The sequence below is a fragment of the Nonomuraea antimicrobica genome (assembly GCF_039536965.1).
In the GTDB taxonomy this organism is placed as follows: domain Bacteria; phylum Actinomycetota; class Actinomycetes; order Streptosporangiales; family Streptosporangiaceae; genus Nonomuraea; species Nonomuraea antimicrobica.
The window spans coordinates 19,662-41,434 of record NZ_BAAAZP010000016.1; the positions used below are offsets into that span (position 1 = coordinate 19,662).

Consider the following 21,773-nt stretch of genomic DNA (forward strand, 5'->3'; position numbering starts at 1 on the left):
GGCGTCGTCCCGGACATCTGCCTGCTTTCCGCGCGTGTCGGCGTCGTCTCGGACCTCTGCCTGCTTTCCGCGCGTGGCGGTGGCGTCCCGGGTGGGCCTCCCCGTCGCGGGGAGGGGCCACCCGGGTCCTGCGCGTCGCACGGAGCCGCCCGGGGACGGTGCCGGGCTCTGGGCTCGGGCGGATGTCAGCTCGGCGGCTGGTCCGAGCCGGTCGTCGTCGTACCGCCGCCGGTCGTCGTCGTACCGCCGCCGGGCATCGTCCGGATCCGCGCGCTCTCCTCCTCGGTCATCGACCGGGCGTCCTCCCGCCCCCGCTGGTACGCCTCCGCGTGCGCCCTGGCCTGCGGAGCCTCCTGCTCGATGCGCCCCAGCCACCGTTCCCAGCGCTGCTGCATGGGCCGGATGAGCCCGCCCCCGATGCCGATGGCCGCGATCGCCCCGAGGGTGGCGAGCACCGTGATCAGCACCGGCGTCGTGACGGACGTGGCCACGCCGATCTGGTTGAGCGCCGCGATGATGCCCAGCGCCCAGATGAACACCGCCGCCATGATGGCCAGCCAGCGTCCGTACGACAGACCGCCGAGCATGCCGCTCAGGATGTCCTTGACCGCCCTGGCCACGGCACCGGCCACCACGATGATCACGATGGCCACGATGGCCTTGGGCAGCCAGCCCACCACTGAGGCCAGCAGGCCGGAGACCGGGTTGGGCCCGAAGACGTTGAAGGCTATCTGCAGGGTGACCAGCAGGATCGCATAGAAGACGATCCTGGCGAGCAGGCTGCTGGCGTCGTACCTGCTGCGGGCCAGCCAGTTTCGTACGCCGCTGCGCTCCACCGCCCGATCGAAGCCGACCCGTTCGAGCACCTTGTCGACGATCTTCTCGAGCGCCTTGGCCACGAGCCACCCGATGAAGAGAATCACCAGGAACGCGACCAGCTTCGGGACGAACGTCGCTATCCCCCGCCAGGCATCCGATATGCCTTGGCCAATGTTGATGTCCACGGTTCCCTCCTCCGAGGAGCCAATGCCTCGGCGCTACCCGGACAGAAACCGTATATACACGCAGTGCATCCAAAACTTCGCAGAAAGCTATATATCCGGCTCCATCTGCTCGTTGTGGCCGCCGGGATGCCGCAGCAGCCGGTCGGCCTGGCGGAGGACGGCCGCCAGGTACTGGCGGGTGGCGGCGGGATCGGCCGGTTCGGTCGGATCGGTCGGTTCGGCCGGGTCGAGGAGCATGCGGTACATCGCCGCGCCCACGACCATGTCGATCACGGTGTCGAGGTCGGCGTCCTCGGCCAGCAGCCCTTCGCCGCGGGCGCGCTCCAGCGCGGCGCGGATCACCCGGCGGCGGGGCTGGATGTACTGCTCGCGGTAGGTGGCCAGCAGCGCGGGGTGGCTGGTGCTGGAGCCGATGAGCTGGGCGAGGACCGTACGGAAACGGGCGTCACCGAGAGTGCGTACCCAGGAGTCCATGAGCCGCTCGTCGGCAGGTCGGGCCGTGGCGTCGGCCGTGGCCCAGATCTCCTCCTCAGGGACGAGGGTGCGGGCCTGCTCGATGGCCTGGGTGAGTAGTTCCTCCTTCGACGACCAGCGCCGGTAGACGGTCACCTTGGCCACCCCTGCGCGCTTGGCGATCTGCTCGAAGTTCGCGCCCTCCAGGCCGCGCTCCACGAACAACTCCAGCGCCGCCCGCATGATCGCCTCATCCGCCTCGGGGTCGCGCGGCCTGCCCCGCGTGCGCCGTACAGAGGTCATCCGAACGCCACCTTTCCCAAGCCCGTCCCCGAGGCGGGCGCGACGAAGCGAGGTGCGTGCCCGGGGCGCAGCCGCCAATCAGAGGTGAGGACGCTCTCCATGCCCCGGCGCAGCTCCCGCAGCCCCGCCTCGCCGGGCGCCCCGTCGGCGAACGCGGAGGCCACCAGATCGAACTGGTAGCGGGTGTTGTCGTGTGCGAACAGCGGCACCACTCCAGGATCCGAGGCCAGCAGCCGCTGGACGCGCCGGGCGGCCTCGATCTGGCGGACGGTGTCCTGGCCGCCGATGGTCATCTGCCGGACCTGGTCGGTGGCCAGGTGGGGCAGCGTGTAGAGGGTGTCGCCCATGAACAGCACGCCTCCGGAGTCCAGGCGCAGCAGCACGCACATGTGGCCGGGGGAGTGGCCCGGCGTGGGCAGCAGGATAACGCTGCTGTCGCCGAAGTGGTCCTGACTGCCGGGAAAGGGCCCGAACGCGCCGGAGTCGAAGGCGGGGAACGACAGGTTCTCCTTGACCAGACCGAAGGAGTGCGGATAGAGCACGCCGTGCTCCCAGTCGCGCCGATCCAGCACCACCGTCGCCCGGGGCAGGTAGCGCAGCCCTCCCGCGTGGTCGTCGTGGACGTGGGTGAGGAAGACCGTGGTGATCTCCTCGGCGGCGTAGCCGAGCCGGGCCAGCCGGACGCGTAGATCCTGCCCGGCGGTCATCCGGTACTCGTCGCGCTCGGTCAGCAGCCGCGAGGTCAGGCCGTAGTAGCCGTCGTGGTCGTGCGCCTGCTCCCAGTTGACGCCGGTGTCGACCAGCATGAGGCCGTGCCGGGGGTGGTCGATGAGGTAGGCGTGGACCGGCACCGCGATCTGCGCCTTGTCGACCAGGGTGCGTACGTAGCCGTTCAGCCCTTCCCAGCCGTCCAGGCCGCCGTAGAACTGGCCGTACGTGACGATGGTGTCGCCGGTGTGGATCGGGAACACCCGGACGGCTCCGTCCGTGATCCGCCGCCGTGCGCCAGGGGCGCGTACCGCCGCCTGTCGCTCCCGCTCGCCTCTGGCCATAGACGCGCGGCGCTGCCGGTCCACGAGGCCGCCCGACAGCCCGCTCGCCGTACCCAGGACCAGTCCCGCGCCGCCCATCAGGAAGGCCCGCCTGGCCTGCCGTGCGGGACGGCCGTCCGCGCTCCGGCGGCCACGTAGGACGGCGACCACCGCTCCGGCCAGGCACGCCCCGGCGGCCAGGGCGAGCAGCACCGGCAGGTCCGTGACGTGGTAGACGACCGCGAGGTAGAGCCCCAGCGTGCCCAGACCGGCCGCGACGCCGAAGAACGCCGGCGTCCGACGCCTGGCCCGCCCGCCGAGCGCCCTCGGCCAGAGCAGCCCGCACCCCAGCCCGGTCAGCACCAGCCCGTACGTCACCAGCACCGGCACCGGCACGCCCTTCAACCGCAGCACCAGCCAGACGGCCACGATCGCAAGGCCGAGAACGACCACCCCGACCCTGCCCAAGACCTTCAACACCGGGCCCACCCCAATTCGTAAACGCAAACGGACGCGTTTACATAATAACCAGAGGCCCTGAGCGGAGACCGACACCACCGACGGGCCGGCCGCCCTGGAGCGTGCCATGGCTGCTCGACGCGACTGACGTCAACACCTGCGATCAGGTCCCAGAGGTGGGGGTCATCACGACATTAGCGCCGATGCCGACCGCAGCCGTGATCGACCTGGAAACGACAAGAAGCCCCAGACTCACGAACCAGACCGTGAGCTGGGGCTTGACTCCTGTTCGACCAGGTCGGACCTGATCTGCCGGGGAGCCTGGTGGACGATACTGGGATTGAACCAGTGACCTCTTCCGTGTCAGGGAAGCGCTCTCCCGCTGAGCTAATCGTCCTTGTCGAGCCGGGAATCAGAGCGGAAGACGGGATTCGAACCCGCGACCCTCACCTTGGCAAGGTGATGCTCTACCACTGAGCCACTTCCGCGTGGCGGTGCACTTACCTTAGCGGATCCGGGAGGGCCGCCGATCATCGAGGTGGAGACGGGATTTGAACCCGTGTGGACGGCTTTGCAGGCCGCTGCCTCGCCTCTCGGCCACTCCACCAGGAGCCTCACTCCGAGCGGAAGACGGGATTCGAACCCGCGACCCTCACCTTGGCAAGGTGATGCTCTACCACTGAGCCACTTCCGCGTGAAGGCCCGGCCGTGTACGCCGGGCTACGGGAAAACCATATCGTCTCCGGGGAGTGCCTGTGCGCACCGCGACGCCCAAGGGGCGAAACCGGCGCGTCACGCGGACGGGTGCACCAGGCGCATGTCCTTGGCCATCACGAACATCACCCGGTGACCGAGCTGGATCTGGTAGTAACGCGTCCCGCCCGTGGTGGTCACGTGCTTGGCGGGACTGTACGCGTTCGCCGCGTAGTACGACCCGGTGATCGTGTCACCCACCGCGTACGTCTGCCCCGGCGCGATCTTGTACTTGAGCGGCGTCAAAGCCTGGTACGCCGCCCCCTTGTAGGCGGACTTCTCCGGATAGGCCCGCCCGTACACCTTCACGTCGGCCGACACCGGCGTCGCGATGGGCCCCTTGGCCGGGATGGCGGTCGGGTTCGAGGCCGGGTTGCGGAACCACGCCTTCTGCCCCAGGTACCAGATCGCCGTCCAGTCCCCCTGCCGCTCCGCGACCGCGTAGCGCTGGCCGGTCGAGGCGCGGGCGCTGTGGTCGTACACGCTGTGGGTGCTCGGCTTGCCCGGGTGTTTGCCCAGGTCGGTGACGAGGGGGGCGGTGTCGCTCGGCGACTTGTGCAGCCACACCGTGGACGCTCCGTGCGCGGGACACGCCTGGTTGGGCTTGGTGGACTCGCAGCCGGTGAAGCGCGGCCGGTGGGTGGCGTACGACGGGCGGATGATGACGGAGTCGCCGTCCTTGGCCGCCTTGAACGGCTTGTTCATGAGTTCGAAGTAGTGCGCCCAGTCCCAGTACGGCCCCGGGTCCTCGTGCATCCCCGCGACCGTCTGCGGGGTCGTCCCCGGCACGTTGTCGTGGCCCAGGATGTGGGCCCGGTTGAGCGGGATGTCGTACTTCCCGGCCAGATACTTGACCAGCCGCGCCGACGACCGGTACATCGCCTCCGTGTACCAGGCGCCGCCCTTGGCCAGGTAGCCCTCGTGCTCGATGCCGATCGAACGGGTGTTGACATCCCAGTTCCCCGCATGCCAGGCGATGTCGTTCGTCGCCACGTGCTGGGCGACATGTCCGTCGCGGGAGCGGATCGTGTAGTGCCAGCTCACGTACTTCGGGTTGCGGATCATGGACGGGATGCCCTGGTAGGTGCCCTCGGTGTCGTGAACGACGATGTAGTCGACGGCGCGGGCGCGTGACAGGCGGTCGTGGTTGCCGTAGTCGCGGCTCTTCTTCTTGCCGAAGCTCTTGTGGGCGGCGGGCATCCATTCGCAGGTGAGGGAGGAGGGGCACTCCGCCTGCCGGCCCCCCGAGTGCCCCTTCGGCCCGGGGGTGCCGGTCCACGTGAGGGGTCCGGCCTCCTCGTCCGCCAGGGGGTCGAGGTCGGTGCCGGTGTCGGCCTGTTCGTCGGTGGCGGGCAGGGTGTCGTCGTCCACGACGTGCTCGTTCTGGACGGGCGCGGCGTCCGGGTCGTGCCTCGTGACCGCCTCGGCGTCCTCGTCGCGCAGTTCGCGCAGGCCGGGGACGGGGGCGAGCCGTACCAGGTGGCCGTCGTCGGTACGCCGCTGCGCCCCCTCCCGCATCACCGAGAACACCTCGTCCGCGAACGCCCGGGACGCCGCCGGGTCGTCCGCCCCCGCGTACCGCCCGACGGCCTGGCGCCAGGCGGCGGGGTCGGCGCTGGGGCGGGCCTGGTAGGAGGCGAGGAGGGCGGCTCCGGCGCGGATGTTCGCGGCCGGGTCGTGCCGCAGCCGGGCGGCCCCCATCCCGGTCAGGCGACCGGCCTCGGGCAGGGTCGTCCGAGGCGCCGACTCGGACGCGTGCGCCGCCGAGTGGGTCACCGCCTCGACGCGCGCCTGGGACATCGGACGGGAGTCGTCGCCCCGAGGATCTCCCAGGGCGTCCCCGATGAGGGCGTGGTCGTGCCCGAGCGCGTCGGCGGGGAAGGCGTCCACCAGGTGCATCGGGCCGTACCCGCCCGCCGTGCTGGGCCGTCCCCCGTTCGCGTCCCACCGCGACTCCAGGTACGAGACCGCCAGCAGCACGCTCTCTGGCACCCCGTACTCGCGGGAGGCGGCGGCGAAGTCCCCCTGCCGCCCGGAGGCCGCCGGGACCGCCGAGACCGTTGCGGTCGCCGGAAGGGTGGAGGCTGCGGGCAGGACGTCGGCGGGTACGGCGAGGACGCCGGCGGCCAGGACGGCGGCGAGCCAGAGCTGCATGAACATCTCCCCAGGAACGTCACGATGCGACTACTCACCGTAGCCATTCCCAGAAAGGGATGTGTCAGACGGGTCGGATGTTACAGATGAGATCTAACAGATCCCCGGCGAATTCGGCCCGACTGCCCGGAAGCCCCGCCCTCGCCTGGCGCCACGCCCCGCCATCTCCCCGAAGCGTTAAATCCTGCCCGATTTCGGGCAGGATGTTGGCGTGCCTTGTTCCAGAGCCGTAGGGTCCTCGTCTGTGTCCACGGCGCGACATCCATACGAAGATCTCATCACCCACCTCACCAGGACGAGCCCCCTCGGTCCCGGCGAAGCGGCCCGCGTGGTCGCCGACGTGCTGGCGTACTTCTCCGAGTCCGTCGAGGAGTTCGTCCGCCGCCGTCACGGCGAGCTGAAGACGCGCGGCTTCACCAACGACGAGATCTTCCCCCGGATCGCCGGTGAATTACGGGGCCGCCGCGTGGCGGCCCCCGAGCTGTCGCTGAGGCAGCTACGCAGGATCGTTTACGGATAAGAGGAGACCTCGATGTGCGGAATCGTGGCCTACGTCGGCCCCAAGGACGCCGCGCCCATCCTGCTGGAGGGCCTGCAGCGGCTGGAATACCGGGGCTACGACTCGGCCGGGGTCGTGGTGTCCAACAAGGGCCTCAAGGTACGCAAGGTCAAGGGCCGGGTGGCCGATCTGGCCAAGGTCGTGCCGGGCAGGTTCAAGGGCAACCTCGGCATCGGGCACACCAGGTGGGCCACGCACGGCGTGCCGAGTGACGTCAACGCCCATCCGCACCTGTCCGCCGACGGGCGCGTCGCGGTCGTGCACAACGGCATCATCGAGAACGCCGGGGAGTTGCGCGCCAAGCTGGAGGCCGACGGGGTGGTGTTCGCCTCGGAGACCGACACCGAGGTGCTCGCGCACCTGATCGCCCACGCGGTCGACGAGAACGACTCGCTGGAGGAGGCCGTCAGGAAGACGCTCAAGGCCGTCGTGGGCACGTACGGCATCGCCGTGATCGACTCCGAGCGGCAGGGCGAGGTGGTCGTGGCCCGCAACGGCAGCCCGATCGTGCTGGGCATCGGCGAGAAGGAGATGTTCGCCGCCTCCGACGTGGCCGCGCTGGTCCGCTACACGCGCCAGGTCGTGCACCTGGAGGACGGCGAGCTGGCCGTGCTCAAGGCCGACGGTTTCCACACCTTCGCCAGCGACGCCCGTGAGACGGCCAAGGAGCCGTTGACCGTCGACTGGGACGCCGGCCACTACGACACCGGCGGCTATGAGCACTACCTGCTCAAGGAGATCTCCGAGCAGCCCGAGACGATCACCAGGACGTTGAGCGGGCGGCTCGACGAGCGGTTCCACGTCGCCCACCTCGGCGGTCTCAACATGGACGCCCGCGAGACGCGCTCGTTCCGCCGGGTGAAGATCATCGGGTGTGGCTCGGCGTACTACTCGGGGCAGATCGGGGCACAGCTCATCGAGGAGTTGGCGCGCATCCCGTCCGACGCCGAGCCGGCCAGCGAGTTCCGCTACCGCAACCCCGTCGTCGACCCCGACACGCTCTACGTCGCGATCAGCCAGTCGGGCGAGACGTACGACACGCTCGCCGCCGTGCAGGAGCTCAAGCGCAAGGGCGGCCGGGTCATCGGCATCGTCAACGCCGTCGGCAGCGCCATCGCCCGCGAGGTCGACGGCGGCATCTACCTGCACGCGGGGCCCGAGGTGTCGGTCGCCTCGACCAAGGCGTTCACCTCGACCTCGCTGGCGTTCGCGCTGCTCGCGCTGCACCTGGGCCGGGTGCGCGACCTGTCGCCCGCCGACGGGCGGCGCGTCGTGGAGGGCCTGCGCCGGCTGCCGGGGCAGATCGAGCAGATCCTCCAGCAGGGCGACAAGATCGCCGAGCTGGCCAAGAAGTACGCCCACCACCCGAGCATGATGTTCGTCGGCCGGGTGCGCGGCTACCCGGTGGCTCGCGAGGGCGCGCAGAAGCTCAAGGAGATCTCCTACATCCACGCCGAGGCGTATCCGGCCAGCGAGCTGAAGCACGGCCCGCTCGCGCTGATCGGCCCCGACATGCCGACCGTCGCGGTCGTGCCCGACGACGAGCTGCTCGACAAGAACCTCACCACGCTCGGCGAGATCCGCGCCAGGGGCGGCCAGGTGCTCATGGTGGGCCACCGCGAGCCCGGCGCGAAGCTGGCCGACGACGTCATCGTGATCCCGAAGAACGAGATCGAGCTGGACCCGATCCTGCTGACGATCCCGCTTCAGCTCCTGGCGTACTACGCGGCGGTGGTGCTCGGCCGGGACGTCGACAAGCCTCGCAACCTTGCCAAGAGCGTTACAGTCGAGTAGCTGTGCCAAATTCGTCGCAAAGTATCGTTATCTCGGTGCTGACGACATAAATTCAATACTGTGCGGCAGTTCGACCATCAGAGGCCCAATCCCGCACGCATGTATGACTACATGCTCGGCGGGAAGGACAACTTCGCGGTCGATCGCCTGGCCCTCGACCAGCTCACCGAGCTGATCCCGGAGGCGGTCCCGCTGGCCCGCGCGAACCGGGCCTTCCTTCAGCGTGCGGTGCGCTATGTGGCCCGCGCCGGGGTCGGCCAGTTCCTCGATCTCGGCAGCGGCCTGCCCACCCAGGGCTGCGCCCACGAGATCGCCCCAGAGGCGCGGGTCGTCTACGTCGACCACGATCCGGTGGTCGGTGCGCACGCCAAGGTCCTGCTCCGGCGCTCGCCGGGCAGGGCCTTTTTCGTTCAGGGCGACCTGCTCGACCCGGAGGACGTGCTGGCCAGGGCGGGTGAGTTCCTCGATCTCGACCGGCCGATCGGCGTGCTGCTGGTCTCGATCCTGCACTTCCTGCCCGACTCGGCCGATCCGCAGCGGGCGGTGGCCGTGCTGCGCGAGCGCATGGCGCCCGGCGGCTTCCTGGTGGTCTCGCACGCCACGACCCTGGCGCACGTGGACGGTGACGAACCGCCGGGAGGCAGTTCGCCCGGCGGTGGCGGGGCCGATCGCACCCCGTCCCGGATCAGGTCGTTCTTCGGTGACTTCCCGCTGGAGCCGCCGGGGCTCGTACAGGCCACCGACTGGCGTCCCGACCGTCCCAAGCTGGTGGGGGACTGGTCCCTGCCGTCGTCGCTCATGGCCGGAGTCGGACGGAAGCCGCCAGGAACTCTCGGCAGACGATAAAACGCCCAAAAACCCTATTAACCTATTAAATCCAGCAAAACACGGGAAAAGACTGTGGTCGGCCACGATTGAAATGTGTAACGCCGCGTAATGTGTCAATAACCTGAGGTAAGGGGGAAATTCGGGGGAGAGGCACCATGCGGCGTCGGCGATTCTTCGCCTGGGGGGCGGGCCTGGCCGCCTGCGTGACCGGCTGCGGCACGCAGTACGCCGGCGGGGACATGCCGCACGCCCGGTTCTCCATCGTGTCCGGCGGCGACCGCTGGGCCAGGGCGGGGCAGGTGTTCACCGACGCGGTCCGGGCGGCCGGGTTCGAGCTGGGTCCTGGTTCCAAGATCAGGGTGAGCGGCCTGCCCGCGCTGGCCGCCGACGAGCTGAACAACGGTCGGAGCGTGCTCGACACCGCCACCCCGCTGGCCAGGCTCACCGGAGAGGCCGAGGTCGTGGTCGTGCCCGGCCGCTCCCCTGTGCAGGACTTCGGCGACCTCGGCGAGCGGCTCCTCTCCCGCCCCGGCCAGACGCAGTTGGTGGGCGGGCCGCAGGGTGAGCCCGACCACCTGCTCTTCGGCCTGATCGCCAGGGCGCTCGGCGCGGACACCAGGCAGGTCTACTACACCGGCTACCCCAGCAGGGGCGAGGCCGCCGCCGCGCTGCTGTCCGGTCAGGCGATCGCCGCGGCGGGCCCGTTGTCGGACTGGCGTACCGCCATCGGCCGTGGCCGGGTCAGGGCGCTCGCGGTCTCCTCGGCCCAGCGGGTGCCGGACCTCGACGTGCCGACCCTGCTGGAGTGCGGGGTTCGGGTGGACTTCGCGGACTGGGCGGCCGCGTTCGGTCCCGAGCACATGTCCCAGGGGAGCCGCGACCGGGCTGTGCGCATGTGCGACCAGGTGCTGCGATCCGGTGTCTGGGAGGCGGCCTGCCGGGGCGAGGGGTGGCTGACGATCCCGCTGACCGGAGACGACTTCAGCCGCTGGCTCGGCACCGAGATCGCCAGAACGCGGGCCGTCCTGCGGGACCTCGGACTGCTCGACACCACCAAAGCCACAACATGCTGGGGTAGTTGCGGGAACGGCCACTAGATGTAGGATCCTGGTCGTCGCTGGTTCGCCTCTACGGAGGCGGAGCAAAAGGGAACCCGGTGAGATTCCGGGGCTGCCCCGCAGCGGTGAGTGGGAACGACCGCCGTCATTGACGCACTGGAGAGATCCGGGAAGCGACGGCCAGTAGGTGCCTTTGCGCGTGCCCGCGAGCCCGAAGACCTGCCAGCGGCGTGCCGGGCGTGTGCCCGGCAGGAAGTGTTCAGGGTCTCGAGGGCGGGCCAGGGCACGACGCGGCCGTACACACGCGCGCCGCCGTGCTCTCGCGTGCCCTCACGGGGATGAGCTCGCGAGGAGAGAGAGCACGTGACGCAGATCGTTGAGGTTGACCGCCGGCTGGCCATCGAGGAGGCCGCCGCCCGGGTGATCACCGACCCGGCCAACTCCCGCGTCGCCGCCCGGCTGCTGGCCGAGGAGATCGCCGACGAGGCCGCCGGGCACGGCGTGCGCTCGTTCTCCGAGTCCGTCGCCGCCACCCACGCGGCCGGGCTGGTCCAGGACGGGCTCGCGGAGTTCGTCGCCGCGCACGCCGCCGAGCTGGACGCGCTGGTCTCGGCCGAGGCGGACGACCGGTTCGAGTATTTCGGGCTGCGTACGGTCTACGACCGCTACCTGCTGCGTGACCCCGAGACGCGGGCGGTGCTGGAGCGGCCCCAGCACTTCTTCCTGCGCGTGGCCTGCGGGCTGTCGCAGACCGTGGCCGAGGCGGCCGAGCTGTACGGGCTGATGTCCAGGCTGGCGTACCTGCCCAGCTCGCCCACGCTGTTCAACTCCGGGGCCCGCCGCCCGCAGCTCTCGTCCTGCTTCCTGCTCGACTCGCCGCGCGACGAGCTGGAGGGCATCTACGACAGGTACGGCCAGGTGGCCCGGCTGTCGAAGTACGCCGGAGGCATCGGCATCTCGTGGACCAGGGTGCGCTCGCGCGGCTCGCTGATCAGGGGCACCAACGGCCACTCCAACGGCATCGTGCCGTGGCTGCGTACGCTCGACTCCTCGGTGGCTGCGGTCAACCAGGGAGGGCGGCGCAAGGGGGCGGCCTGCGTCTATCTGGAGACCTGGCACGCCGACATCGAGGAGTTCCTCGAACTGCGCGACAACACCGGCGAGGACGCCCGCCGCACCCACAACCTCAACCTGGCCAACTGGGTGCCGGACGAGTTCATGCGCCGGGTGGAGGCCGACGAGCCGTGGTCGCTGTTCGACCCGAAGGAGACGCCCGACCTCACCGACCTGTACGGCGAGACGTTCACCGCCGCCTACCGGGCCTACGAGGCGGCCGGTCGCTTCACCCGCCAGATCCCCGCCAGGACCCTGTACGGCCGCATGATGCGCACGCTCGCGCAGACCGGCAACGGCTGGATGACGTTCAAGGACGCCGCCAACCGCACCTCCAACCAGACCGCCCGCCCCGAGAACGTCATCCACCTGTCGAACCTGTGCACCGAGATCCTCGAGGTCACCAGCGACGGCGAGACCGCCGTGTGCAATCTCGGCTCGATCAACCTGGCCGCCCACCTGGCCGGGGACGACGTCGACTGGGAGCGGCTGGGCCGCACCGTGCGCACGGCCGTCCGGTTCCTCGACTGCACCATCGACCTGGGCTTCTACCCGACGCCCGAGGCCGAGGCGGCCAACAGGCGCTGGCGGCCCATCGGGCTCGGCGTGATGGGGCTGGCCGACGTGTTCTTCACGCTGCGGCTGCCGTTCGACTCGCCGCGGGCGCTGGAGCTGTCCACCCGGATCGCCGAGGAGATCGCGCTGGCCGCGTACGACACCTCGGCCGACCTCGCGGTCGAGCGCGGCCGGCACCCCTCGTACGCCGACACGCGGGCGGCCGGGGGAGTGCTGCACCCCGACCACTACGGCGCCGGCGGCAGGCCGCGCTGGGACGCGCTCCGCGAGAAGATCGCGGCCACGGGCCTGCGGAACTCGCTCATGATCGCCATCGCGCCCACCGCCACCATCGCCTCGATCGCGGGCTGCTACGAGTGCATCGAGCCGCAGGTGTCCAACGTGTTCAAGCGGGAGACCCTGTCGGGAGAGTTTCTGCAGGTCAACCGGTATCTGGTGGCCGACCTGCAAACACGCGGGCTGTGGACGCGGCAACTGCGCGACGACCTCAAGCGCGCCGACGGCTCCGTGCAGCAGGTGCCCGGCATCCCCGACGACCTCAAGGTGCTCTACCGGACGGCCTGGGAGCTGCCGCAGAAGGCGCTCATCGACCTGGCCGCGGCGCGGCAGCCGTACATCGACCAGTCGCAGTCGCTCAACCTCTTCATGGCCAGCCCGACCATCGGCAAGCTCTCCTCGATGTACGCCTACGCCTGGAAGCAGGGGCTGAAAACGACGTACTACCTGCGTTCGCGCCCGGCCACCCGGATCGCCCAGACCACGGTGGCGGCGCCCTCGGCGGAGTCTGTGGCGGAGTCTACGGCGGCGATCGCCTGCTCTCTCGAGAACCCCGAAACCTGCGAAGCCTGCCAGTAAGGAGACCCGCCCATGCTGCTCGACCCCGGAATGGACCTCACCCTCCGGCCGATGCGCTACCCCGACTTCTACGAGCGTTACCGCGCGGCCATCCGCAACACGTGGACCGTCGAGGAGGTGGACCTGCACTCCGACCTCGCCGACCTGGCCAGGATGACGCCGCAGGAGCGCCACCTGATCAACCGGCTGGTCGCCTTCTTCGCCACCGGCGACTCCATCGTGGCCAACAACCTCGTGCTCAACCTCTACCAGCACGTCAACGCCCCCGAGGCCCGCCTGTACCTGAGCAGGCAGCTCTTCGAGGAGGCCGTGCACGTGCAGTTCTACCTGACGCTGCTCGACACGTACCTGCCCGATCCGGACGAGCGGGTCAAGGCGTTCGCCGCGATCGAGCACATCCCGTCGATCCGCGACAAGGCGGAGTTCTGCTTCAGGTGGATCGACTCGATCAACGGGCTGGACCGGCTGGAGACCGTCGACGAGCGCCGGCGGTTCCTGCTCAACCTCATCTGCTTCGCGGCCTGCATCGAGGGCCTGTTCTTCTACGGCGCGTTCGCGTACGTGTACTGGTTCCGCTCCCGGGGCCTGCTCGGCGGCCTGGCCACCGGGACGAACTGGGTGTTCAGGGACGAGTCCATGCACATGGAGTTCGCGTTCAGCGTGGTCGACACCGTACGGGCCGAGGAGCCGTCGTTGTTCGACGACGAACTCGGCAAGCAGGTCACGCTCATGATCGAGGAGGCCGTCGCCGCCGAGCTGGCCTTCGCCGAGGACCTGTGCGGCGACGGCATGCCCGGCATGGGGGCCGCGCAGATGCGCGAGTACCTGGAGTACGTCGCCGACCAGCGGCTGGTCCGCCTGGGCCTGCCCAGAAGGTACGCTTCGGCCAACCCCTTCGCCTTCATGGAGTTGCAGGACGTCCAAGAGCTGGCCAACTTCTTCGAACGGCGGGTCTCCGCCTACCAGGTTGCGGTGGAGGGCAATGTCACCTTTGATGAGACTTTCTAGGACGTTGGGGGCATAAACGTGCAGTCTCCGGCAGACTGGCCGATCCTGGCGATCTCCGTGGTCGGGGCGATCCTCCTGGTGGAGCTGGCCAGGCGGGTGCTGAACAGGGTGGGGCGCAACTGGGCGCTCGCCCGGCATCTGGTGGAGCACTGCACGTGGTCGGCGTACTGGGTGGCCGCCGTCGTGGCGGCCAACCTGGTCTTCGGGCCGGGGATGCTGGGCGACTCGCCCGGCGACCGGGCCCTGGCCGCCACGGTCGAGCGGGTGCTCGGCCTGGTCACGATCGCCGCCGTCACCTGGCTGATCGTGCAGGCCACGTACGCGCTGACGGACGTCGTCCTCGACCGGCTGGTGCTGATCAAGGGCGACGACAACCGCCGGGCGCGGCGCATCATGACGCAGATCGCGCTGGTCCGCCGGATCGCCGCCGCCGCCATCATCGTGATCGCGCTCGGCGCCATGCTCTTCTCCTTCCCCCAGGTACGCGCGCTCGGGGCCGGGCTGCTGGCCTCGGCCGGGATCGCCGGGGCGGTCGTCGGCATCGCCGCCCAGCCCACCCTCGGCAACGCGCTGGCCGGGCTCCAGCTCGCCTTCAGCGACGCGCTCCGCCTGGACGACGTGGTCGTGGTCGAGAAGGAGTGGGGCCGGATCGAGGAGCTGACGCTCACGTACGTGGTGCTGCGGCTGTGGGACGAGCGCCGGCTCGTGCTCCCGGTGTCGTACTTCACCCAGAACCCGTTCGAGAACTGGACCCGCCACGGCAGCAGGGTGCTCGCCGTGGTGTTCCTGCGCGTGGACTGGTCGGTGCCGGTCCCGAAACTGCGCGAGGCCCTGTACGCGTTCCTCCAGGGCAACCCGCTGTGGGACCAGAAGGACTGGACGCTCCAGGTCACCGACGTGCTGCCGAACGGCCTGGTGGAGGTGCGGGCCCTGATGAGCGCCGCGGACGCGCCGTCCTCGTGGGACCTCAAGTGCGACGTCCGCGAATTCCTGGTCGAGTACGTACGGGAGCACCACCCCGAATCGCTGCCCCGTTTCCGCGTCGAAACCCCGGAGTCCCGCCTGGAGGCCGGGAAAGACCCGCGATAAATAAGTGGCACCCGGTTGGATCAACCGTTTACCGTGGACATCGTCCAGCACGGCAAAAGGTAGGAAAAGGAGGGCGGCGACGTGCGTCACCAGTGCCGACTGAGCACCTCACGGCTGTCCGAGCCACTGCCCGGGCCGTGCCGCAGGCTTTCCGGATAAACGTTTCAACGGAATTCCGGGAAGCCGCCTCGACCACCGTTCGAGGCGGCTTCTTTCCGGTCGCGAACATTTCATGAGAAACCGAGTGTGGGGCAGCTTGGTCAGCCCGCCTGCCTTGGGAGCAGGAGCACCGCAGGTTCGAATCCTGCCACTCGGACGACGGCCCTGAATGGACGGGGCCGCGGGCCTGGCCGACGGGAGCGGCGTCCCCCGGCCGGACCTCGCCCTCACCCCGGGCCGGCCCACGCCAGCCGGGCCCGGGGTCCAGCCGCTCTGGCCCAACTGGCAGAGGCGCCGTCTTCAGGAGGCGGAGGTTCAGGGTTCGAATCCCTGGAGCGGCACGATCGACCGGCCGTCCCCCTGGTCGCCCGCCTGGCTCAGCGCTTGGAGAGCCGGGCGTAGCGGGTGGTTTCGTAGCGGTCGATCGCGGCGCCGAGCTGGGCGAGCTTCTCGGTGTAGAGGACGGGCAGGACGCCGGGCTCGGCGGCCGGGCGGTCGGCGTCGACGTACTGGGTGCCGAGGTTGGTGAGGGCCACGACGATGTAGTGGCGGCCGGCCTTGCCGGGCAGCGACCTGACGATGCCGGCGTCGGCCCCGGAGTTGCCGACCCAGCCGGTCTTGTGCGCGAACGTGACCTGCGCCTGCTGGTTGCAGTGGCGTACGTCCCGGCCGTACTTGTTGCCCGCGACGGTCACCGTGCCGTCGGCGGCCACCCAGCGCTCCGCCACCTGTTGCGGGAGGCCGGGGGCCGGATAGCCGGCGCCGCACCGGTTGGTCGTGGAGAGCATGTCGTTGAAGCCCTGCTCGGCGAGCAGCCTCTTGAACACCTGGCGGGAGGCCGGGCTCAGCACGGCGGAGGTCACGGGCGTGCCGTCGGGAGCCGTCCACGCCTTGCCGGGTACGCCGTTGACCAGCGCCAGGAGCTTGGCGGTGTCCAGTGAGCTCATCGTGACCGGGTTGGACCAGCGGCCGCCGTTGGCCGGGTTGGTGTTCTTGAGCTGCATGGTCTCCAGGCCCAGGTCCTGGAACGTCTGGTTGAGCCCGTCGACCGCGCCGCGGTCGTGCAGCAGCTTGACCAGGGCACAGGCGGCGCTGTTGGCGGAGGAGGTGATGGCGGCGTCCAGGTAGGCGCGCACGGTGTTGCTGGTGGGGCCGCCGCACAGCGGGCTGACGACCGTGGGCTCGTAGGCGTAGGTGTCGTCGAGGCCGAGCTCGCCCTGGTCGGCCAGGCGGAGCACGCCGAAGGCCACCATCAGCTTCAGCACGGACGCGGGGTAGGGCGACATGAAGTCGATGGGGGCGTTCTCCCTGCCCGGCACGATGTCGATGGTGCCCTTGCCCTGGTTGGCGTACCAGCCGGAGTCGTCCCACTGCCGCCAGCGCACCTGGGTGGTGTGAAAGTCGCGGTCCACCGGCACGACGATCCCTTGCGGATGCTGCGGGCTCATCAGCACGGTGCCGGACGACACCGGTTTGCCGTACCGGTCCAGCTCCAGCACCGTCACGTCGAGCTGCGGCTGCTGGACGATCGGCTCGGGATCGGCGGCCGAGGCGAACAACCGGGCGTGGTCGGCGGGCGTCCTAGCCTCCTTGTCCACCTCCTGCGACAGCGTACGTGCCTGTGGCGAGCCCGGCGGAGCCAGATCGAGCACCTGCTCGAAGCGGGCGGTGGCCATGGCCTGCCGGAGGAAGGCGGCCACGGCGCCCGCGTCCTCGCCGTCGGCCTGGGCCGGGGCGGCAGCCAGCAGTAACGACACGGTGGTCAAGGCGGCTACGGCGAATCGCCGCGTCCTGGTGTGGAAAATGGACAAGAGAGCTGGTTCCCATCGGTAGACGAGCTTTTCATCGGTCGTGGCGGAGCCCGGCAGAGACGCGCACCGCCATGATCGAAAAATCGAACGGCGCCACCCTATCCGGAGCGCGCCCGATGATCGTCCACAATGGCGTGGCCCGCCATAAGAAAGGTTTCTTTGCCGCAGCTCCGACCTGGTATTGCGCGTGAGCCGGCCGCCTTTTCCACGACCCGAGAGGGCTTTCCTCCCGGCGATGGCGGGCGGCATCCGCCGGGGAAACCATGGCACTTCCGCCTTTCCCGCACGTGTCGGGTCGCTGTCGCCGCCGCACGACCGGCCCACGCCGTGCCCTCTGACCTGCGTTCGGCGGTCCTGGGCAGAGGGGAATCTTCGCCTGTGGCCTTGACCGCCGTCACCATCCATGTCTAGATCGAAAAGGCCCGCCGTTCCGTCTTCGCAGCCCTGGGAGGAACCCATGACAGCGACCAGAACGCCCCGACGGTGACGGATCACCCTCACCAAGCCGCCGACGAGCAGCGGCACCTACGCGGGCGGGCGATCCGCATCGCCACCGTCCTGGCGGGCATACTCCAACTCGTCCTGGCCGCGCTGCTGATCGGCATCCCGTCGAGCTCGCCCATCCTCAACGAGGTCCCGGCCCAGGAGAACGACGCCACCAGCCCGCCCCCGGCCGTCCTCGCCGTCCGGCCCCAGGCCACCCCGGCGAGCCCCACCCCGCGTCCGATCAGGACCGCGGCACCCACCGCACCCGGCGCCGCCGCCCCGGCGCCCGCCCGGCAGGCCACCCCCACCGCACGCCGGAACCGCACCGGAACACCCGCCCCCACCCGGGTCGCACCGCCACGGCCTCGTCCGCAGGCCACAACAGCGCCACCCGACGTCCCCGCGTCGGCGAGACCCACCGCCCGGCCCACCACGACGGCCCCGCGGCCGACACAGTCGGATACGTCACCCGAGACGAGCCGCGACCACACCCCGCCCGGGCAGACCAGGCAACCGCCTGGACAGGAGAAGAAGCCGGTCCAGGAGTCCGAGACGAACGGCCTGCCCATCCAGGCCCCGCACACCCAGGCCCCGCACACCCAGGCCCCGCACACCCCACCCGGTCAGGCCCGCTGATGGCTAGTTCGGCTGCTGGGCGATCTGGATCAGGTTGCCGCAGGTGTCGTCGAGCACGGCGGTGGTCACCGGGCCCATTTCGGTGGGCTCCTGGGTGAAGTGCACGCCGAGGCGGCGCAGGCGTTCGTACTCGGCCCTGACGTCGTCGACGGCGAACGAGGTGATCGGGATGCCGTCGGCGACCAGCGCGTCCTTGAACGGCTTCACCGCCGGATGGCTGCCGGGTTCGAGCACCAGCTCGGTGCCGTCGGGGTCCTGCGGGGACACCACGGTGATCCACCGGTCCTCGCCGAGGGGGACGTCGTGCTTCTTCACGAAGCCCAGCACCTCGGTGTAGAAGCGCAGCGCCCTCTCCTGGTCGTCGACGAGCACGCTCGTCAGGTGGATTCTCATGTCGGTTTCCTCTCCCCGTCCGGGTCGGTGCGGTTCTCAAGGCGGTCGTCGTGCCGGGGCCTGCCGAGCCATCGCTCGACGATCGGTTCGAGCGGTTCGGTGTTGATGTAGTGGAGCTTGTACCGGCCCTCGCGCCTGGTCTCGACCAGCCCGGCCTGCTCGAGAACGTCGAGGTGCTGCGAGATCGCCTGCCGTGACGAACCGAGCCCGTGCCTGGTCGCCAGCCGGGCGCAGATCTCGAAGAGCGTCTGTCCGTCGCGGTCGGTCAGCTCGTCGAGGATCGTCCGGCGGGTGGAATCGGCCAAGGCTTTGAAGACATCACCCACCCGCCGCACCATAGGCAAGTCCATGCTTGCATGTCAAGCCGAGTGGCCATCGCGCCGACTTGACTCCTTAGCGCTGCTAAGTCACTCTGGCGAGTATGGAATTTAGCGGTGCTAAGGTCACCTCGGCCGACGGTACGACGATCGGCTACCGGCGTCTGGGCGAAGGGCCGGGGCTCCTGCTGATCAGCGGCGGCTATCTCGCCGCCCAGCACTACATGGGGCTGGCGCGGGCGCTGTCGGACGGGTTCACCGTTCACGTGCATGACCGGCGGGGACGAGGCCGCAGCGGGCCGCCCGGTGAGAGGTACGGCATGGCCAGGGAATGCGAGGACGTCGAGGCGCTCGTCGCCGGGACCGGCGCCCGCCTGGTGTTCGGGCACAGCTCGGGCGGGCTCATCGCGCTGCAGGCCGCGCTGACCGTGCCCGCCATCAGCGCGGTCGCGGTGTACGAGCCCGCCCTGTCCATGTACGGCGCCTTCGACCTGTCCTGGATCCCGCGCTTCGAACGCGAGATGGACCGGGGCGACGTCGCCGCGGCCATGGTGACCTTCGCCAAGGGCGTACGGGCCGAACGCCTGTCCGCCGCGATGCCCCGCTGGCTGTTCGAGCCCGCGCTCCGCTGGTACCTCCGCCGGCAGCGCAGGGCGCCCGGCTCCGACGAGGAGTCCGTGGCCGAGCTGATTCCCCTGCAGCGTCTCGACGTCCAGATCTTCGCCGAGCTGTCCACCAGCGACGGCTACGCCGAACTGCGCGCGGACGCCCTGCTGATGGACGGTGAACGCACCCCGCCGCCGATCCACCGCGCCCTCGACGCGCTGCAGGCGACCCTGCCGCGGGCGGAGCGCGTCGTCCTGGACGGCGTCGGGCACGAGGCGCCGCTCGACGGCCGCGGCTCACCGGGGCGGGTGGCGGCGGAGCTGAGACGGTTCTTCAGCCGGCGCTGACCTGAAATGGTGGCCTTATGTGAGTCACATCCCATGTGTCCTTTCTTGGGGCTTTGCTGGCCCTCGTCGAACACGATTCCGGGCACCTCCGTTCTATGGCGGACCTTCCTTTTCACGACCGTGCCGACTTCGACAACGCCGAGCGCGGCTTCATCGCGAAACTGACGCCGGGAGTGGTCAGCGCCACCGATGGCCGGGTCGTCTGGGACAACGACTCGTACGACTTCCTCGACGGCGACTGCCCGCAGACCGCGCATCCGAGCCTGTGGCGGCAGGCGCAGCTCTGTGCCAAGCAGGGGCTGTTCGAGGTGACCGACGGCATCTACCAGGTGCGCGGCCTCGACCTGTCCAACATGACCCTCGTCGAGGGCGAGCGCGGCGTCATCGTCATCGACCCGCTGATCTCCACCGAGTGCGCTGCCGCCGCGCTTCGGCTCTACCGCGAGCACCGGGGCGACCGCCCGGTCACCGGCCTGATCTACACCCACTCCCACGCCGACCACTTCGGCGGCGCGCGCGGCGTCACCGACGGCGACGGCATCCCGATCATCGCGCCCGCCCACTTCATGGAGCACGCCGTCTCCGAGAACGTCTACGCCGGCACCGCCATGAACCGCCGTGCCCTGTACATGTACGGCCAGCTCCTGCCGCACTCCCCGGAAGGCCAGCTCGGCTGCGGGCTCGGCATGGGCACCTCGGCCGGCACCTTCTCCCTCATCCCGCCCACTCTCGACATCACCAGGACCGGCCAGGAGGAGACGGTCGACGGCGTACGCATCGTCTTCCAGCTCACCCCCGGCACCGAGGCCCCGGCGGAGATGAACTTCCTGTTCCCGGAGCGCCGCGCCCTGTGCATGGCCGAGAACGCCACCCACAACCTGCACAACGTGCTCACCCTGCGCGGCGCGCTGGTCCGCGACACCCGTATCTGGGCGCGCTACCTGACCGAGGCCATCGCGCTGTTCGGCGACGAGGCGGACGTGGCCTTCGCCTCCCACCACTGGCCCACCTGGGGCAAGGAGAACATCGTCACCTTCCTGGCCCAGCAGCGCGACATGTACGCCTACCTGCACGACCAGACCGTACGCATGCTGAACCGCGGCATGACCGGCGCCGAGATCGCCGAGGCCATGCAGATGCCGCCCGCCCTGGAACAGGTCTGGCACACCCACGGCTACTACGGCTCGGTCAGCCACAACGTCAAGGCGATCTACCAGCGCTACCTGGGCTGGTTCGACGGGAACCCGGCCCACCTGTGGGAACACCCGCCCGTCGAGCAGGCCCGCCGCTACGTCGAATGCCTCGGCGGCACCTCCGCCGTGGTCGCCCTGGCCGAACGCTACGTAGGGGAGGGCGACCTGCGCTTCGCGGCCTCCTTGCTCAACCACGCGGTCTTCGCCGACGAGGGCAGCTCCGCGGCCCGCAGGCTGCTGGCCCAGGTCTACACCCGGATGGGCCACGGCGCCGAGAACGCCACCTGGCGCAACTTCTACCTCACCGGCGCCACCGAGCTGACCGGCCGCCCCTCGGCGGGCACGACCGACACCACCTCGCCGGACCTGCTCGGCGCGCTCACCGCCGAGCAGATCTTCGGCTCCTTCGCCATCCGCGTGCACGGGCCGAGGGCGTGGAGCGAGCGCTTCGCCATCGACTGGCACCTCACCGACCTGGACGAGCACCACCGCACCACGATGTCCAACGGCGCGCTGATCCACGAGAGGTCACCGTCGGGCGGGGGAGCGGACCTGACCCTGCGCCTGACCAGGCAGCGCCTGCTGGGCCTGCTCGGCGGGGGCGACGCCGACGGCATCGACCACGAGGGCGACCTGTCCGTCCTGCACCGGCTGACCGACGTACTGGAGAACCCCGCGCGGGACTTCGCCGTCGTCACGCCCTGAGAGGATCTGACGCGGGACTCTCGGCCGCCCACCCTGACCGTCGGCGGCGGCGGTATAGGCGATCTTGACGGTACTTGATAGGT

General features: G+C 69.9%; 17 protein-coding genes, 6 tRNA genes and 1 riboswitch. Of the genes, 12 read left to right on the plus strand and 11 right to left on the minus strand.

From position 1 onward, the window contains the following. Window positions 1–185 precede the first annotated feature (185 nt). The 8 genes from ABD844_RS05585 to ABD844_RS05620 form a co-directional block, all read right to left on the minus strand. A complete protein-coding gene (locus ABD844_RS05585; protein WP_425568510.1) occupies window positions 186–998 on the minus strand; it encodes a mechanosensitive ion channel family protein in 813 nt (270 codons plus the stop codon). Between the two features lie 93 nt (window positions 999–1,091). Next, window positions 1,092–1,760, minus strand: a complete 669-nt coding sequence (locus ABD844_RS05590) for a TetR/AcrR family transcriptional regulator (protein WP_344873634.1) — start codon at window positions 1,758–1,760, stop codon at window positions 1,092–1,094. Next, on the minus strand, window positions 1,757–3,271 hold the full coding sequence (locus ABD844_RS05595) for an N-acyl homoserine lactonase family protein (RefSeq protein ID WP_344873636.1): 1,515 nt from the start codon (window positions 3,269–3,271) through the stop codon (window positions 1,757–1,759). Before ABD844_RS05595 ends, ABD844_RS05590 begins: the two co-directional genes overlap by 4 nt. A 301-nt stretch (window positions 3,272–3,572) precedes the next feature. Beyond that, a tRNA-Val gene (locus tag ABD844_RS05600) sits at window positions 3,573–3,647 on the minus strand. A 19-nt stretch (window positions 3,648–3,666) separates the two neighbouring features. Beyond that, window positions 3,667–3,738, minus strand: a tRNA-Gly gene (locus ABD844_RS05605). A 48-nt stretch (window positions 3,739–3,786) separates the two neighbouring features. Continuing rightward, a tRNA-Cys gene (locus ABD844_RS05610) sits at window positions 3,787–3,857 on the minus strand. 15 nt (window positions 3,858–3,872) lie between these two features. Beyond that, window positions 3,873–3,944 (minus strand) — tRNA-Gly (locus ABD844_RS05615). 98 nt (window positions 3,945–4,042) lie between these two features. Further along, window positions 4,043–6,157, minus strand: coding sequence for an N-acetylmuramoyl-L-alanine amidase (locus ABD844_RS05620; RefSeq protein WP_344873638.1), 2,115 nt, complete (start codon window positions 6,155–6,157; stop codon window positions 4,043–4,045). Window positions 6,158–6,401: 244 nt separating this feature from the next. Between ABD844_RS05620 and ABD844_RS05625 the strand changes: the two genes are divergently transcribed. The 9 genes from ABD844_RS05625 (at window position 6,402) to ABD844_RS05665 (ending at window position 15,537) form a co-directional block, all read left to right on the plus strand. After that, the gene (locus ABD844_RS05625; RefSeq protein ID WP_344873640.1) at window positions 6,402–6,677 is read left to right on the plus strand and encodes a hypothetical protein; all 276 of its coding nucleotides are present in this window, start codon (window positions 6,402–6,404) and stop codon (window positions 6,675–6,677) included. 12 nt (window positions 6,678–6,689) lie between these two features. Continuing rightward, on the plus strand, window positions 6,690–8,510 hold the full coding sequence (glmS, locus tag ABD844_RS05630) for a glutamine--fructose-6-phosphate transaminase (isomerizing) (RefSeq protein ID WP_344873642.1): 1,821 nt from the start codon (window positions 6,690–6,692) through the stop codon (window positions 8,508–8,510). A 60-nt stretch (window positions 8,511–8,570) separates the two neighbouring features. Continuing rightward, the gene (locus tag ABD844_RS05635) at window positions 8,571–9,356 is read left to right on the plus strand and encodes an SAM-dependent methyltransferase (RefSeq protein ID WP_344873644.1); all 786 of its coding nucleotides are present in this window, start codon (window positions 8,571–8,573) and stop codon (window positions 9,354–9,356) included. A 137-nt stretch (window positions 9,357–9,493) separates the two neighbouring features. Next, window positions 9,494–10,435 (plus strand): Bug family tripartite tricarboxylate transporter substrate binding protein, encoded by a 942-nt coding sequence (locus ABD844_RS05640; protein WP_344873646.1) that lies wholly within the window; start codon window positions 9,494–9,496, stop codon window positions 10,433–10,435. 4 nt (window positions 10,436–10,439) lie between these two features. Further along, window positions 10,440–10,637, plus strand: a riboswitch (cobalamin riboswitch). Window positions 10,638–10,759: 122 nt separating this feature from the next. Continuing rightward, window positions 10,760–12,940 (plus strand): ribonucleoside-diphosphate reductase subunit alpha, encoded by a 2,181-nt coding sequence (locus ABD844_RS05645; RefSeq protein ID WP_344873648.1) that lies wholly within the window; start codon window positions 10,760–10,762, stop codon window positions 12,938–12,940. Between the two features lie 12 nt (window positions 12,941–12,952). After that, complete coding sequence (locus ABD844_RS05650; protein ID WP_344873650.1) at window positions 12,953–13,948, plus strand: ribonucleotide-diphosphate reductase subunit beta; 996 nt, start codon at window positions 12,953–12,955, stop codon at window positions 13,946–13,948. Between the two features lie 18 nt (window positions 13,949–13,966). After that, entirely contained in the window at window positions 13,967–15,037 is a 1,071-nt protein-coding gene (locus tag ABD844_RS05655) for a mechanosensitive ion channel family protein (protein WP_344873652.1), read from the plus strand. 240 nt (window positions 15,038–15,277) lie between these two features. Continuing rightward, window positions 15,278–15,353, plus strand: a tRNA-Pro gene (locus ABD844_RS05660). A 110-nt stretch (window positions 15,354–15,463) separates the two neighbouring features. Continuing rightward, window positions 15,464–15,537: transfer RNA gene (locus ABD844_RS05665), tRNA-Leu, on the plus strand. Window positions 15,538–15,573: 36 nt separating this feature from the next. Here ABD844_RS05665 and ABD844_RS05670 read toward each other — a convergent pair. Next, window positions 15,574–16,953, minus strand: a complete 1,380-nt coding sequence (locus tag ABD844_RS05670; protein WP_344873654.1) for a serine hydrolase — start codon at window positions 16,951–16,953, stop codon at window positions 15,574–15,576. A 537-nt stretch (window positions 16,954–17,490) separates the two neighbouring features. Here ABD844_RS05670 and ABD844_RS05675 point away from each other — a divergent pair. Next, a complete protein-coding gene (locus ABD844_RS05675) occupies window positions 17,491–18,129 on the plus strand; it encodes a hypothetical protein (RefSeq protein WP_344873656.1) in 639 nt (212 codons plus the stop codon). 3 nt (window positions 18,130–18,132) lie between these two features. On the opposite strand, the gene ABD844_RS05680 is transcribed toward ABD844_RS05675, so the two are convergent. Further along, window positions 18,133–18,522 (minus strand): VOC family protein, encoded by a 390-nt coding sequence (locus ABD844_RS05680; RefSeq protein ID WP_344873658.1) that lies wholly within the window; start codon window positions 18,520–18,522, stop codon window positions 18,133–18,135. After that, window positions 18,519–18,860, minus strand: a complete 342-nt coding sequence (locus ABD844_RS05685) for an ArsR/SmtB family transcription factor (RefSeq protein WP_425568511.1) — start codon at window positions 18,858–18,860, stop codon at window positions 18,519–18,521. Before ABD844_RS05685 ends, ABD844_RS05680 begins: the two co-directional genes overlap by 4 nt. 83 nt (window positions 18,861–18,943) lie before the next feature. Here ABD844_RS05685 and ABD844_RS05690 point away from each other — a divergent pair, with 83 nt between their 5' ends. After that, a complete protein-coding gene (locus ABD844_RS05690) occupies window positions 18,944–19,792 on the plus strand; it encodes an alpha/beta fold hydrolase (RefSeq protein ID WP_344873662.1) in 849 nt (282 codons plus the stop codon). A 95-nt stretch (window positions 19,793–19,887) separates the two neighbouring features. Continuing rightward, the gene (locus ABD844_RS05695; protein ID WP_344873664.1) at window positions 19,888–21,690 is read left to right on the plus strand and encodes an alkyl/aryl-sulfatase; all 1,803 of its coding nucleotides are present in this window, start codon (window positions 19,888–19,890) and stop codon (window positions 21,688–21,690) included. Window positions 21,691–21,773: the final 83 nt, after the last annotated feature.